This window comes from Ensifer oleiphilus (assembly GCF_013371465.1).
Classification (GTDB): domain Bacteria; phylum Pseudomonadota; class Alphaproteobacteria; order Rhizobiales; family Rhizobiaceae; genus Ensifer; species Ensifer oleiphilus.
Genome location: NZ_JABWDU010000001.1, coordinates 1,274,433 through 1,288,897, shown reverse-complemented (window position 1 = coordinate 1,288,897; position 14,465 = coordinate 1,274,433). Strand labels below are relative to the sequence as shown.

11 protein-coding genes and 1 tRNA gene are annotated in these 14,465 nt (G+C 60.9%); 7 read left to right on the top strand and 5 right to left on the bottom strand.

Annotated elements, in window-relative coordinates; genetic code table 11:
• Positions 1 to 84: 84 nt before the first annotated feature.
• Positions 85 to 2,262, bottom strand: coding sequence for a GumC family protein (locus tag HT585_RS06190; RefSeq protein ID WP_176352057.1), 2,178 nt, complete (start codon positions 2,260 to 2,262; stop codon positions 85 to 87).
• 206 nt (positions 2,263 to 2,468) lie between these two features.
• Between HT585_RS06190 and HT585_RS06185 the strand changes: the two genes are divergently transcribed.
• From HT585_RS06185 to HT585_RS06160, 6 genes are all read left to right on the top strand, one after another.
• Complete coding sequence (locus HT585_RS06185) at positions 2,469 to 3,044, top strand: polysaccharide biosynthesis/export family protein (RefSeq protein WP_176352056.1); 576 nt, start codon at positions 2,469 to 2,471, stop codon at positions 3,042 to 3,044.
• Positions 3,045 to 3,049: 5 nt separating this feature from the next.
• Positions 3,050 to 4,222: a glycosyltransferase family 4 protein gene (locus HT585_RS06180; RefSeq protein ID WP_176352055.1), complete on the top strand. Its 1,173-nt coding sequence runs from the start codon at positions 3,050 to 3,052 to the stop codon at positions 4,220 to 4,222.
• A 58-nt stretch (positions 4,223 to 4,280) separates the two neighbouring features.
• A complete protein-coding gene (locus HT585_RS06175; protein WP_176352054.1) occupies positions 4,281 to 5,843 on the top strand; it encodes an undecaprenyl-phosphate glucose phosphotransferase in 1,563 nt (520 codons plus the stop codon).
• Positions 5,840 to 7,084, top strand: coding sequence for an O-antigen ligase family protein (locus tag HT585_RS06170; protein WP_176352053.1), 1,245 nt, complete (start codon positions 5,840 to 5,842; stop codon positions 7,082 to 7,084). The genes HT585_RS06175 and HT585_RS06170 overlap by 4 nt, the downstream gene beginning before the upstream one ends.
• Positions 7,081 to 8,271, top strand: a complete 1,191-nt coding sequence (locus tag HT585_RS06165; RefSeq protein WP_176352052.1) for a glycosyltransferase family 4 protein — start codon at positions 7,081 to 7,083, stop codon at positions 8,269 to 8,271. The genes HT585_RS06170 and HT585_RS06165 overlap by 4 nt, the downstream gene beginning before the upstream one ends.
• Before the next feature lie 427 nt (positions 8,272 to 8,698).
• Positions 8,699 to 10,672, top strand: a complete 1,974-nt coding sequence (locus HT585_RS06160; RefSeq protein ID WP_176352051.1) for an acyltransferase family protein — start codon at positions 8,699 to 8,701, stop codon at positions 10,670 to 10,672.
• Positions 10,673 to 10,994: 322 nt separating this feature from the next.
• Here HT585_RS06160 and HT585_RS06155 read toward each other — a convergent pair.
• A tRNA-Pro gene (locus HT585_RS06155) sits at positions 10,995 to 11,071 on the bottom strand.
• Positions 11,072 to 11,400: 329 nt separating this feature from the next.
• Here HT585_RS06155 and HT585_RS06150 point away from each other — a divergent pair.
• A complete protein-coding gene (locus tag HT585_RS06150) occupies positions 11,401 to 11,634 on the top strand; it encodes a hypothetical protein (protein ID WP_176352050.1) in 234 nt (77 codons plus the stop codon).
• A 748-nt stretch (positions 11,635 to 12,382) separates the two neighbouring features.
• Here HT585_RS06150 and HT585_RS06145 read toward each other — a convergent pair.
• The 3 genes from HT585_RS06145 to HT585_RS06135 all read right to left on the bottom strand — a co-directional run bounded on the left by HT585_RS06145 (position 12,383) and on the right by HT585_RS06135 (position 14,461).
• Positions 12,383 to 12,919 carry a MerR family transcriptional regulator gene (locus tag HT585_RS06145; RefSeq protein WP_176352049.1) on the bottom strand — a complete coding sequence of 179 codons (537 nt, stop codon included), beginning with the start codon at positions 12,917 to 12,919 and terminating at the stop codon, positions 12,383 to 12,385.
• Between the two features lie 139 nt (positions 12,920 to 13,058).
• Positions 13,059 to 13,397, bottom strand: coding sequence for an integration host factor subunit alpha (locus HT585_RS06140; protein WP_077498528.1), 339 nt, complete (start codon positions 13,395 to 13,397; stop codon positions 13,059 to 13,061).
• A gap of 92 nt (positions 13,398 to 13,489) precedes the next feature.
• On the bottom strand, positions 13,490 to 14,461 hold the full coding sequence (locus HT585_RS06135) for a beta-ketoacyl-ACP synthase III (protein WP_176352048.1): 972 nt from the start codon (positions 14,459 to 14,461) through the stop codon (positions 13,490 to 13,492).
• Between the last annotated feature and the right edge of the window lie 4 nt (positions 14,462 to 14,465).

Genomic DNA, 14,465 nt, shown 5'->3' with positions numbered 1-14,465 from the left:
GACATGCGTGAGACCAAGAACGTAAAGCGCTTTAAGCGAATCTGACAGATCGCGACGCGCTTTGAAAAGCGGCGCGGTAGCTGCTCACGCCGCATGGCGATCGGTATAGTCGGGGCCTGGCTCACCGCGCCCGGTCATCAGCACGATGTCGCGATAGCCAGCCTCGCCGAAACCGGTCAGGACTTCGACGATCCTTTCGTCGCTGACGGCCGGCGCCGACAGGATGATCTCTGCGCCGCCGCGGCGGGCAATCTTGTCCACGGCGCTCTCGTCGGCCGGCCCGCATTCGACCAGCACCAGATCATAGGCATTGGTCAGCGCATCGATGATCATCTGCAGCCGCTCAATGCCGCGCATCGCCAGAAGCGGATCGGCATCGCCCTGCGGAATGATGTGCGCATCGGAGAAACGGTCGGCATGGATGGTTTCAGTGAACGGCACCTCGCCGGCCAGCAGGTTGGTGATACCAGGAAGTTGCGCCGATCGTGCCATCAGGCGGGTCGGGCAGGCAGAGCCCGTCAGGTCGATCAGCACGACCTTGCGATCTTCTTCGGCGATCAGGCGCGCCAGCATGACCGTCGCCGTCGATCCTTCGTCGCCGCCCGGTGAAACCGAGATTGCGATCCGAACTTCGTTTTCACGCAGGTGGTCGGCAACCGCTTCGATCGAGAAGTCCGGTTCGGCCGTCTCGACATCGGGCGCGCTCACGGCATCCCCCGCTTCGGCTGCAACAAGCGGCGGCAGGTCGATGGCATCGTTCAGTGCAGGCGATATCACCGGCTTGGCGTCGCCAGCATCCGCCGCAGCGACGGCGGCGATTGCCGGTCGCGAGCGGACCGGCGGCCGCTCGCGACCGGTCGACACCGGCCGCAACGCGCGACCGCTGAAAAGCTCCCCGAGCATGATGATGATGCAGCTCAAGAGAAAGGTGGCAAGGGCTGCAACGATGGTGATGGGCATCACCTTGGGGAAGCTGGCGCCCGTGGGGACGACCGCGTTCGAAATGATGCGTGCATCTGCGGGCGTTGCGTCGACCGTGCGCGATGTTGCCTCGCGGTAGCGTGCCAGATAGGTCTCGAGCAGTTGCCGCTGGGCGGTTGCTTCACGCTCAAGCGCGCGCAGGCCCACTTCTTCCTCGCCGGCCCGGGCCGATTTGGCCTTGAGTGCGTTCAACTGCTGCGTCAATTGCTGCTCGCGCAATTCGCCGACCTGCGCTTCATTTTCAAGGCTGCCGAGGATTTTCCGCGTTTCCGAGCGGATTTGCGCCCTGATACCCTCGACTTGCGATTTCAGTGCCTTCAAGCGCGGATGGCCGTCGAGCAGCGTCGTCGAAAGGTCGGCCACCTGGCTCTGCAGATTGGCCTCAGTCTCCTTCAGGCGCTGGATCGTCTGCGAGCCGATGACGTCGGCAATGGTGTCCGCATCGCGGCCGCTGGCGAGCGCCGCACGCACGCCCTCGGCGCGCGCCTCGGCATTGGCCCGCTCGCCCCGCACACGGGTCAGCTCGGTCGATATGTCGGTGAGTTGCCGCGTGGCAAAATTCGTGGTCTCGCCGGTCGGCAGCAGATCGGAAGACGAACGATAGGCCGCGACCTTGGCTTCGGCGTCCCTCACCTTCTCGCGCAAGTTGGCGATCTCCGGCTCCAGCCAACGGCTGGCCTCGGAATTGGTGTCGAGCTTGGCGCCGCTTTGCAGCGACAGGAAGACCTTGGCCATCTCGTTCGGGATCGCGGCCGCCAGCTGTCGATCCTTCGAGCTAAAGGCGATCGCGATCACCCGCGATTTCTCCACCTGATAGACCTGAAGCTTCGACGTGAACTCTTTCAGCACCCGCTCTTCCGGCGGCATTTCGAGCGGATTCTTCCTCAAGCCAAGCATGACCATCAGATCGGAGACCGCGGAAGGATCGGCCGAAGGATCGAACTCCTTCAGCTCGTAAAGCTTCATGTTTCGCGCAACCTGCTTGATCAGGTCGGCCGAGCGCAGCACCTGAACCTGGCTCAAAATGCCGGATTCGTCGAAGACGCGGTCGGACCCGGTCTGCGCGTTCTGGTTCGAGCTGCTGAATTCCGGTTCCCGTGATTCGATGAGGACGCGTGTTTCGCTCTGATAGTCCGGCGCAATCATCTTTGCGGCGCCGAAAGCGAGGGCTGCGACACAGGCCGTGGCGAGCAATACCTTGACGCGTCGATCCCACACGGCGCGGAACAGCCCGCCGAGATCGATATCCACATCCTGTTGTCCGCTGCCGTTTCCCGACATGCTTCTGGCTCCGAACCTTATAATCGCGCTGGAGGGTAAATGAACATGGTAACGCAAGGGTTAATGGTCGCTCAACCTCTGGGCGATCGGCCCCTCCTCCAAGTCAGGCAGTCCCATTCGAAATTCTACCGCGAGTTTACCAGCTATTAACCCTAACGGATCGATAACGGCGAAAGAGGTGGTCGTTTCCGGAGCCCAAGAGCAGCATGTCAACCGCAGGTATGAAGACGGGTCTCGCTATTGCGGTGGCAGCACTGTCGATGTTGCTCGGCGGCTGCGCAAGCTATCAGCCGGCGCCCAAGGCGTTCAGCGAGGCGACGATCCAGCCCTATCGGCTTGATAGCGGCGACCGGCTGCGCATCAACGTATTCGAGCAGGCGGGCCTCAGCGGTACCTATACGGTCGATCAGGCCGGCTATGTTGCCTTCCCGCTGATCGGCACAGTCGCCTCGCGCGGCCACACACTGCCCGAACTCGAAGGCATGATCGCAGCAAAGTTGAAGCAAGGCTATCTGCGCGATCCGGATGTCACCATCGAAGTCGATCGCTATCGTTCGGTCTTTATCATGGGGGAAGTCGGCCAGGCTGGGCAGTATGCCTATGTGCCGGGAATGACGGTGCAGAACGCGATCGCAGTTGCCGGCGGCTTCTCGCCGCGCGCCAACCAGGCAAGCGCCGACGTCACGCGCAAGATCAACGGCCGCATCATCACCGGTCGCGTGCCCATCACCGACGCCGTGCTGGCCGGAGATACGATCTACATTCGCGAACGGTTGTTCTGATCTCGATGCAGCTGCAGCATCCCTTGCGCATCATTCACTGCTTCAGATCGCCTGTTGGCGGAATATTCCGCCATGTGCGTGATCTGGCGGAGGCGCATGCGGCAGCCGGGCATGAGGTCGGCATCCTCTGCGACAGCACGACCGGTGGAGCCTACGAGGACTCACTTTTCGACGAAATCCGGCCTCATCTGGCATTGGGTCTCGTGCGCATGCCGATCCATCGCTCGATTGGCCCAATGGACTTCGCCGCGCTCTGGCGCGGCTACAACGAAATCAGAAGTTTGCGACCGAATGTGCTGCATGGGCACGGCGCCAAGGGTGGCGCCATCGCCCGCCTCATCGGTTCAGCCTTGCGGGTGAACAGGTATCGCGTAGCCCGCCTCTATTCGCCTCACGGCGGCAGTCTCCACTACAGCCCTAGATCACTCGCCGGGAGAATAGTCTTCCCGCTGGAACGACTTCAGGAACGCTTGACCGACGCCCTGGTTTTCGTCTGCGATTTCGAACGCCAGACCTATCTTACCAAGGTCGGAAAGCCACGGGCGCGCTACGAGCTGATTTACAACGGCATCGACGATCGCGAATTCGAGGCCGTAGAGGCGTGCCCGGACGCGGTCGATTTCCTCTACATCGGCATGATGCGGGACCTCAAGGGTCCCGATCTGTTTGTGGACGCCTTCGCCCGCACCGAACGGATGGTCGGCCGCCCGCTTTCGGCCCTGATGGTCGGCGATGGCCCGCAGCAGCAGAAGTATCACGACTTGACGCTTGAGCAGGGACTGGGGAGGCGGATCGCCATGCGACCTGCCATGAATGCCCGCGACGCCTTTGCGCTGGCGCGAAACATCGTCATTCCGTCCCGGGCGGAATCGATGCCTTACATCGTCCTAGAGGCACTGGCGGCGCAAAAACCGGTGATCGCCAGTCGGGTCGGCGGCATACCGGAAATCCTCGGCGAGCGCAGCGCCGCCCTGGCGAACCCGGCAGACGCGCAGTCGCTTGCCACAATCATGGCTTCGGCCGTCGTCGAGAAGGACTGGCCCGCTCGCGTCATGCCTGCTCCGAAGACATTCAAGTCCCGGTTCGCCGCCTCGGTCATGACGGCCGAAGTGCTGCGGCTCTATGGGGATTTGTGCCGAAACCAATCGGCCGAGGCCCCTGCGAAGGCTGCAACGTAAGCGTTTCTTAGTGGCTTTCTGCTATCCCGCCTGAGGACTTCAGTGCCGGAAGGAAGCCATGAACGAGTTTAAGCGGTCGGAAGCCTTCGACCCGGAAGCGCTTCGCAAGAAGATTTCGGAAATACGCACCCGTGCGCCGGACGAAATGGCCGGCGGCGAGACGTCTGCGGAACTCAACCCCCTGGCCCGGCAGATTGCCGAACAGTTCCGCGCGGACACCTATTCGCCGGCAATGATCATGGGGCTGATGCGGCTGTTCGAATTCTGCGCGCTTTTCGCCATCGGCTACGCCATCAATGCGCTTTATGTGCAACCGGGCTTCGATCAGCTGCCGCTGTATCTTGCGATCCTCGTTGGCGGCTCCGCGCTCGCCGTTGCCGCCATGCAACTCGCCGACACCTACCAGGTCCCCGCCCTTCGCGCCTGGCTGCGGTTCACGCCACGCATCCTCGCCTCCTGGGCAATTGCGTTCGGCGGCATTGCCGTCGCGCTCTTCTTCCTCAAGTCCGGCCACCAGTATTCGCGTGTGTGGTTTGGCGGCTGGTTCGTCGCCGGTGCGGTCTTCCTCGTCGCGGAACGGGCTTTCATCGCCTATTCCATCCGACACTGGGCCCGCAACGGCACGATGGAGCGTCGTGCCGTCGTCGTCGGCGGCGGCCAGCCGGCCAAGGACCTGATCCGCACGCTTGAACACCAGACAGACAACGACATCAGGATCTGCGGCATCTTCGACGACCGCGACGAACGCCGGTCTCCGAATGTCATTGCCGGCTACCCCAAGCTTGGAACCGTCGATGAACTGGTCGAGTTCGCGCGCCTGGCGCGCATCGACATGCTGATCATCTCGCTGCCGCTGACCGCTGAAAAACGCATCCTGCAACTGCTGAAAAAGCTCTGGATCCTGCCGGTGGATATCCGACTGGCGGCGCATGCCAACAACCTTCGCTTCCGGCCGCGCAGCTATTCCCATGTCGGCGAAGTGCCGATGCTCGATATTTTCGACAAACCGATCGCCGATTGGGATTCCGTTGCCAAACGTGGCTTCGACATCTTCTTCAGCGTCGTCGCCCTGGTGTTGCTGTGGCCGGTCATGCTGGGCGCTGCGATTGCGGTCAAAGCCACATCGCCCGGCCCGATCATCTTCAAGCAGAAGCGCCACGGCTTCAACAACGAGACCATCGAGGTCTACAAGTTCCGCTCGATGTACACGCATTTGGGCGACCCCACCGCCCGCAATGCCGTGACGAAGGGCGACCCCCGCGTTACTGCGGTCGGGCGTTTCATCCGCAAGTCCTCGATCGACGAGCTGCCGCAGATCTTCAACGTGCTCAAGGGCGAGCTTTCGCTCGTCGGCCCGCGTCCGCACGCGGTGCTGGCACAGACGCAGAACCGTACCTATTCGGATGTCGTCGAAGGGTATTTCGCTCGCCACCGCGTAAAGCCCGGGGTTACCGGCTGGGCACAGATCAACGGCTGGCGCGGCGAGATCGACAATGACGACAAGATCCGCCTGCGCACCGCCTTCGACCTTCACTACATCGAGAACTGGTCGCTGCTCTTCGACCTGAAGATCCTGTTCCTGACGCCGTTCCGGCTGCTCAACACGGAAAATGCCTATTGAGCACCGTCGACACATCACAGCCGATCGTCTTTCGCCCGCAACTCGCCGCGCTTTCGCTCTTCGGCTCGTGGCTGGTTGCGCTTGCTGTGTTCCTGTCGGGTTTCGTAATCGCCGAACCGGCACCCTATGAATTGTTCATGGTGGCCCTCATCGGCCTCTGGGCACTCTTCGGCCTCAAGATCTCTCGCTATGTCGCGCCGCTCCTGACATTGCTGACCCTTTTCATGATCGGCGGGATCCTGTCGCTGACAACGATGGTCGATCTGACCGAGGGGCCGATGTACATGGCGGTCTCCGGCTTTCTGGCACTGTCCGCCATCTTTTACGCCGCCATCATCGAAGATCGCTACCAGCGGCTGCGGCTGATCTTCAACGCCTGGGTCGCGGCCGCCGTCCTGACTGCCCTGCTCGGCATCCTCGGCTATTTCGGCGCGATCCCGGGCGCTGAAAACTTCACGCTCTACGATCGCGCCAAGGGCGCTTTCCAGGACCCGAACGTGTTCGGACCGTTCCTGTCGGTTCCCGCGCTCTATCTGATCCACGGGTTGCTGACGCAGCCGATCCACAAAGCGCCGCTAAAGATCGCCGCCCTTCTCGTCCTGGCGCTCGGCGTTTTCCTGTCGTTCTCGCGTGCTGCATGGGCGCTCAATCTCTTTTGCGTGCTTGCCTTCGTCTTCGTGATGCTGCTCAAGGAGCGCAACGGTCTCTTCCGCCTGCGCATCCTCGTCATCGCGCTGGTCGGCGGTGTGTTTGTGGTCGGCGCCCTGCTGGTTGCGCTGCAATCGGAGCAGGTTGCCACGCTTTTCTCCAGCCGCTCGCAGCTCGTACAGGACTATGACGGCGGCCATCTTGGCCGATTCGACCGTCACCGAATCGGCTTCCTGATGTCGATGGAGAAGCCGCTCGGCATCGGCCCGATGGTCTTCAGCACGATCTTCCCCGAGGACGAACATAACGTCTGGCTGAAGTCGCTCACATCCTACGGCTGGCTCGGCTTCTTCAGCTACGTCACGCTCATAATCTGGACGCTGTCGCTCGGCTTCCGCTTCCTGCTGCTCGAGCGTCCCTGGCAGGTCTACTTGATGATCGCCTGGGTCGCACTGATCGGCCATGTCGGCGTCGGCAATGTCATCGATACCGACCACTGGCGTCATTTTTACATGCTTCTCGGCATCATCTGGGGATGCGCCGCCCTCGAATACCGCCATCGTCGAGCAATGCGGGCCGGATGGCAGCCATGAACATGGAACTTCCTTTGTCCAATCGCCCCTCCCCCGCGCCCTTGCGCCTGCTCGAAGTGCTTGAGCCGAGCGGTGGCGGTTCCGGCCGGCATTTCATCGATCTTTGTCGCGGCATGCATCTGCGCGGCCATCATGTCGAGGCGGTCTATTCCCCGGTGCGAGCCGAGGAAAGTTTCGTCCGCGAACTCAAGGCCGTGGGCCTGCCCGCGGTCCACGCCGTCGATATGAAACGTGCCCCGGGGCCCTCGGACGTCCCGGCCTTTCTGGCGCTGCGCCGGATCATGCGCCGTCATGGCCCATTCGATATCATTCACGGCCACAGCTCCAAGGCCGGGGCACTGACGCGGCTGCGCTTGCCCGGCCACCACGTACCCCGTATCTACACGCCGCACGCCTTCCGCACGCTGGACCCGACACTCGGGCGCGGCGGCAGGCTGATCTACGGTGCGATCGAATGGGGTCTCGCCTGGTTCTATACCGATCACCTCATCTGCGTTTCCGACGACGAGCTTTCCCACGCCCGGTCATTGCATATGCCGGACGAGCGGATGTCGGTGATCGTCAACGGCGTCGCGCCGCCGTCACCCGATATGGCATCAACCATCCGTGCCAGCTTCGGCATTGCTCCGGATGCATTTGTCTTCGGATTCATCGGCCGCCTGACGGCTCAGAAGGCGCCGGAAAGGCTCGTTGCCGCCTTTAGGAATGTCGCCGCGACAGTAAAAAACAGTCACGTCGTGATGGTTGGTGCCGGCGAGATGGAAAGCATGGTTCGAAAAGCGATCTCTGAGAGCGGGCTGCAGAACCGGATGCATCTGACATCCGCATTCACAGGCCCGCAAGCGGCCCCGGCATTCGACGTGCTGGTCATGCCGAGCCGCTACGAAGCGATGTCCTATGTCATGCTGGAGGGCGCGGCCGCCGGCAAACCGATTATCGCCACCGATATCGGCGGCGCTCGAACCGTGATCGAGCACGGTCGCAACGGTTTTATCGTGCAGAACAGCGACGATGTCTCCGAACTCGCCAAGACCATGGTTGCGGCAGCCGCGCCCTACACCTTCGCCAGGCTTGCAAAGGCAGCCGACAGGCTGAAATCACGCTTCACGCTCGATACCATGCTCGATCGGACGGAGATGCTTTATCGGAAGCTGGCGGAGCGTCGGCGCGTCAGCGCAATGGCCTGACAGGTGCCGCCAGGAAGGGCACGCGCTCTTGAAAGAAATGATCCCATGCGCCTGTCTCCATCAATCTGGAGACGCCCCTTGATCACGAACTGGCCGGCCGAGATGAATTTCTAAGCGGTCAGCAGTTCTCCGTTTGCACATTCGCCAAGAGCAACGCCGTGTCCTCGACGCAAACCAGCAATTCCATCAATCGCCGAGCGCGCGCCCGACGCACGCCCTTCACCTGCGGGGCGATGTGGCAAATTTCTGCAGCGCTGGTCCTGCGCATCCAGCTGCGGTGATCGCGCCTGAAACGGAGGAGAATGCCCTACCCCTCTTGATCGGCTTACGCTCAGACGGTATTCGGATGCGTATGCTCAGCTCACCAACGTATCGCTAAACAATGTCGGCCCTGCATGACGCGTCATACAGGCGGGATATCGACGGCTTGCGCGCGGTCGCCGTTCTGTCAGTCGTTCTCTATCACGCCTTTCCGACGGGTAAGCTGAAGGGCGGCTTTATCGGCGTCGACATCTTCTTCGTCATCTCAGGGTTTCTGATTACGGGAATTCTGTTACGCGAGCTTCAGGCCGGCAATTTCTCGATTGCGCGCTTCTATGGCCGCCGGGCCTTGCGCATTTTTCCGGCGCTGATCGCAGTGCTGGCAGCCTGCCTGGGCGTCGGCTGGTTGTCGCTCTTTTCCGACGAGTACGCCCAGATCGGCAAACACGTTGCAGGAAGCTCGGCATTTGTCGTCAATCTGCTGCTGTGGCATGAAGTCGGCTATTTTGATATTTCATCGACATTGAAGCCGTTGCTGCATCTATGGTCGCTTGGCATCGAAGAGCAGTTCTACATCGTGTGGCCCGTCTTTCTTTGGCCCGCCTGGCGCATGCGGCTCTCGTTTCTCAGGCTATCCATTGGGGTGGCGTTCCTTTCCTTCGCGTCCGGCGTCTACTTCACATTTACCAACCCGACGATTGCCTTCTATGCGCCACCGACCCGCTTCTGGGAGCTGATGGCCGGTGGCATCCTGGCCTATTGCTGCACCAAAGGGATCTTGCCGGGCGACAAGCAGCGCGACACCTTTTCGATCGCTGGTCTCGTGATGATCGTCGTTGGACTGCTCGTCGTCAAAAAATACTATGCCTTCCCTGGCGCCTGGGCACTTCTTCCCGTGGCGGGCGCGGTGTTGTTGATTGCAGCCGGACCAACCGCCATCGTCAACCGAACGATCCTTTCCAACCGCATAGCCGTCTGGTTCGGACTGATCAGCTATCCGTTGTATCTCTGGCATTGGCCGATCCTCGCCTTCCTGCGTATCGGCAAGGCCGACGGAACGTATCGGGATATAGCCTGGGAGGCGCGACTGATTGCCGTCGTGGCGGCCATTACTCTGGCCTGGGCGACATACAAGTTCATCGAGAAACCGATCCGCTATGGCGGAAACAAACGGGTTTGGTTGCCAGCGCTATCGGCAGGCATGGTCGCATTGTTCGTCGCGGGCACCAGCGTCCACGCGCTGAACGGCATACCGAGCCGCATCGAGCTGTCCCCAACGTCAGCGGACGTGCTCTTCGCCCGTTATCCGCATCCCATGACGAACGAGGCATGTTCCACGATCTATCCAGAATTGGCTGGAGCCTGGAGTTGTCTGCTCTCGAAAGAACGGGAGGCAGACATTGCAATCATCGGCGATTCCCACGCGCACCAATACTATCAGAGCCTAGCCAGGAAACTGCCCGATCTCAGCGTTCTCAACACGAGCACACCCGACTGCCTCCCGCTTTCCGGCAATGCAAATTGTGAAAAAGTCGCCGCGCAGACCTTCGCATTTCTCAAGTCCAGCAGTTCGATCAAGACAATCGTTCTTGCCGGTTACTACAGCGTCCTCGCCGCAGGCATGAAGCACGAGAATGTCGAAGGCCAGAGAGTGGCCGGTGATCTCACGGCAGCGCAGCGCGCGAGATTTGAGGCGTCCGGCAACAAACTGCTCAAAGGTTTGATCGCGCAGGGAAAACGCGTGATCGTCCTTGGTGACATCCCTGACATGATTTTCCAGCCGCGCGACTGCGTGGCATTCGACAATCCCATTATGGCATCGTTGCGGGGCAGCCTGAACGCCAAATCGATCGACCAGTGCGCCATTCCCGAAGCGGAGTTCCGGCAGCGCATCCAGCTCTTCGACCGTTCGCTGTCCGCCATCCTGGCCGATCACCCGGAGGTGATACGGTTCGACCCGCGGCCATTGTTCTGTGATGGAACCGTTTGCCGGGCTTACAAGGCCCCACACTTCCTCTACTGGAACAGCGATCATCTGACGATCGAAGGCGCCGACCTTGTCATCGACGCCCTGCTGGGTGCCGTCAAGGTCTTCGCGCCGTCCGAGCCTGCGCGACCCGGAACCGAACACTCCTCTTGATTGAAGCAGAGAGGCTCCTTGCGCCTACGTCGGCCGTCGCCGCCGATGTTTCACGACGCTCTGTGCCACCCACCCAGACTTGCCCAGGTCATGATCGAAAAGACAGTGCCAACCTGCACGCCCCTGGGCGTTGATCCCTTGCGAGAGAAAACGACAAATCCCTCAAACAGCTTCGACGAGGTAAGAAACCAAGCGGAAGAGCGACAGGTTGATTGGTTCTTGAGCACCTTGCGTCGCGCTGCGTCGCGAGAGTGATTTGTTCCGGTTACGCTTGGGGGTGCAATGCCTCAGAAACCTAAGTCATTGCGCTCAAAGGGAATTTTGGTCGGAGCGGCGGGATTCGAACCCACGACCCCTTGACCCCCAGTCAAGTGCGCTACCGGGCTGCGCTACGCTCCGGACCGAGGAAATCCCTATATAACCACCGCTTAGAGCGCAAGCGGGAATTTCGAACTCGGAGCGAAAAAGGAACAAACAACGTGGATAAGCCGGATATCGCGTGAGGCGGCTCAAACGATCGGGCCGGATGTACCGAGATCTCGACCGTCGAATCCGCACTCAGGGAGATCATGCTTTCGGCTCGGCGGCCGCGGGCAAGAACGCCCTTCCTGCCTTGCGTTCTCGCGCCGCGCCTCAAGTACCGGAACCGCGTCCTCAGCCACCGAAAACAAAGTCGTTGACTTCTTCCCACAACAAGAACATTTGTAGAACAAATTGGAGTTTGCGCGATGTCAGAGAAATTTATCGTCATGCCGTTCAAACGCGCTCGCGGTGGCTTGGCGCCATGCGAGATGCGCGCAGCCACCACGGCAGCCGGCGCGGAGAAGGTCGCGGCGGCCATGGCGCCGCGGCATATCGGCGTCGCCGCCTACGCCGTCCAGGTGGACGAAGAAAGCGGTGAAATGAGCAGTCCGCGCCTGCTTGTCCAATTCGGCGAGATTGCGGATCTGAACGCTGCCTGAGTTGCCGAAGATGGTTGACGGCACCTGACGTTGCGTGATGGCAGCATGCCGACGCAGGAGTGCGCCGGTGTCGCAGCTCAACGGCCCGATCGCTCCAGTCTCGCCCGACCGGGACCGACCGAATGAGCCTTAGCCCGTCCCGCGAGGCCTCAAGGGACGAGTGGAACGGCCTTACGCACGCTCGTTGCTGAAACCGACCGTTTCCCCCCCGCGCGATGCAGCGACGGGGACGCTGTGCGCTGGGGCATGTTCTGGCCTCAGGGATCGAAGGCACGGTGCATGCTAGAGTCTGTCAGGCTTACATTGATTCATAACCTTCGTGCCTGAGATAGTTTGAGCATTCCTGCGGGCTGAAGACGATGAGAAGTTCTCCGATACGCCTCCATGTTGTTTCGACGGTTCGCTCGTCGGTCTTTTTGACGAGTGTCTTGAGCTTTGCGAACATCATTTCGATGTATTGAGGTCTGGGTTGTCAGGCGGCAGGAGAGGAGGTGGGCACCGACTTTGCGGATAGCATCGCATTTCGATTCCGATTAGCGCCGACAGACTCTAAGGCAGACAGCCCGCCCCCCCCCGCATTCGTCATCCCGAAATAACGATCGCCCTCAGACAAGATTCCGTGCGCTTTCAATGCCGGTGCACAGCTGATGGCGGTCGCTACGCCGCCCGCCGATGATGGCTGCCGCGCTGCCGTCACGATTGAAGGCCCCGAGGACGGCTCGCCGCCGAACTTTGCCGAGGGATGCGGTTACCGGGCCTGGTCGAGCAATCGCTTGCATTCCAGGAGATCGTAGAGTGCCTCCTGAAGCAGCGCGCGGTCTTCCTTGCCGACGGAGGACGATTTGCCGAGGGATATTTCCGGAACGTCATCATTGCCGCCGCCGAAGGAGAAAAAGCGGCGGCTCGCAGGCGCCTTGGCGCGGCCGACAATCTGATCTTCTTCGGACAGGCCGGCCTTCGGCGGTGGCGGCTCCTCGTTGCTGGATGCGGCCAGGGCCTCGACGGTCGCGAGATCGCCGCTGGCAATCGCCGCCACGAACTTGTTGCCGTTGGTCTTCAGCAGCTTCTGCACGCCCTTGATGGTATAACCGTGATCATAAAGCAGATGACGGATGCCCTTCAGCAGATCGACATCCTCGGGACGATAGTAGCGCCGGCCGCCGCCACGCTTCATCGGCTTGATCTGCTGGAACCGTGTTTCCCAGAAACGCAGGACATGCTGCGGCAGATCGAGATCGTCGGCGACCTCGCTGATGGTGCGAAAAGCGTCGGGGCTTTTTTCCATTTCGTTCCCATTCCATGTCATGCGACTCGGGGCAGGCCTGTGTCGCAATGAACCGATGCGTGCGATGATCGCACGAATCGGCTCCATTTCAACGGCTTATGGATGGGTTTTCAACCACATTGTGGTTGCCGACCCCCGCTTACGATACGGGAGAGGCCGGCTTCTGCTTGGCCTTGCGGCTCAGATGCGATTTCAGCACGCGCTGCTTCAGGACATTGGACGCCTTGAAGGTCATCACCCGCCGCGGCGAAATCGGTACTTCCTCGCCGGTCTTCGGGTTGCGGCCGATACGTTCGTTCTTGTCACGAACCTGAAACGTCGCGAAGGAGGACAGTTTCACGCTCTCGCCACGCACGATTGCGTTGCATATTTCGTCAATGACGGTTTCCACCAGCTCGGCAGACTCTGTGCGCGACAGACCCACCTTGCGAAAAACCGACTCAGCCAAGTCTGCTCGTGTTACTGTTTTTCCGCTCATCTTCCCCCACCGATGTCTGGCACGCCGATCAGCGATCGAAGACTATTGCCCTTGTCATTTCCGGTCAAGCGCCTGCGTTGCCTCAGCATTTTTTACCAGCGTATCAGAACGGAGCCCCATGTGAAGCCACCACCCATGGCTTCGAGCAGAACGAGATCCCCCTTCTTGATCCGTCCGTCGGCCGCCGCGGTGTTCAGGGCGAGCGGAATGGAGGCGGCAGAGGTGTTGCCATGGAGATCGACTGTCACCACAACCTTATCGAGAGGGATGCCAAGCTTCTTGGCCGAACCGTCGATGATGCGGCGATTGGCCTGATGCGGCACGAGCCAATCGATATCCTCGGCTGTCGTTCCTGTTGCCTCGAAAGCGGCCTCGATCACGTCGGTGATCATGCCGACAGCGTGCTTGAAGACCTCGCGCCCCTCCATCTTGAGATGGCCGACAGTGCCTGTCGTCGAGGGTCCGCCGTCGACATAGAGCTTTTCGCGATGCGCCCCATCAGAGCGCAGCTTGGCCGTGAGTATGCCGCGATCGGCAATCGTTCCCTCGCCTTCCTGCGCTTCCAGGATGATCGCACCGGCGCCATCGCCGAAGAGCACGCAGGTCGTGCGGTCAGACCAGTCGAGAATGCGCGAGAATGTCTCAGCGCCGATGACCAGCACACGCTTTGCCAACCCGCCGCGGATGTAGGCGTCCGCCGTCGTCACCGCATAGATGAAGCCGGAACAGACGGCCTGCACATCGAAGGCAGCGCCATGGTGCATGCCGAGCCGGTTTTGAATGTTGACGGCCGTTGCAGGAAACGTGTTGTCGGGCGTCGAGGTCGCCAGAATGATCAGATCGAGATCAGCGGCTGTCAGACCGGCATTGTCGAGCGCCGCGCGTGCAGCGGCTTCGCCCAACGATGCCGTGGTCTCGCCTTCGCCGGCAATGTAGCGCTGGCGAATGCCGGTGCGCTGCACGATCCACTCGTCTGACGTATCGACCTTGGATTCCAATTCCTGATTGGTGACAACGCGCTTCGGCAACGCTGCGCCAAAGCCGCGAACGACGGAACGGATCATTTAT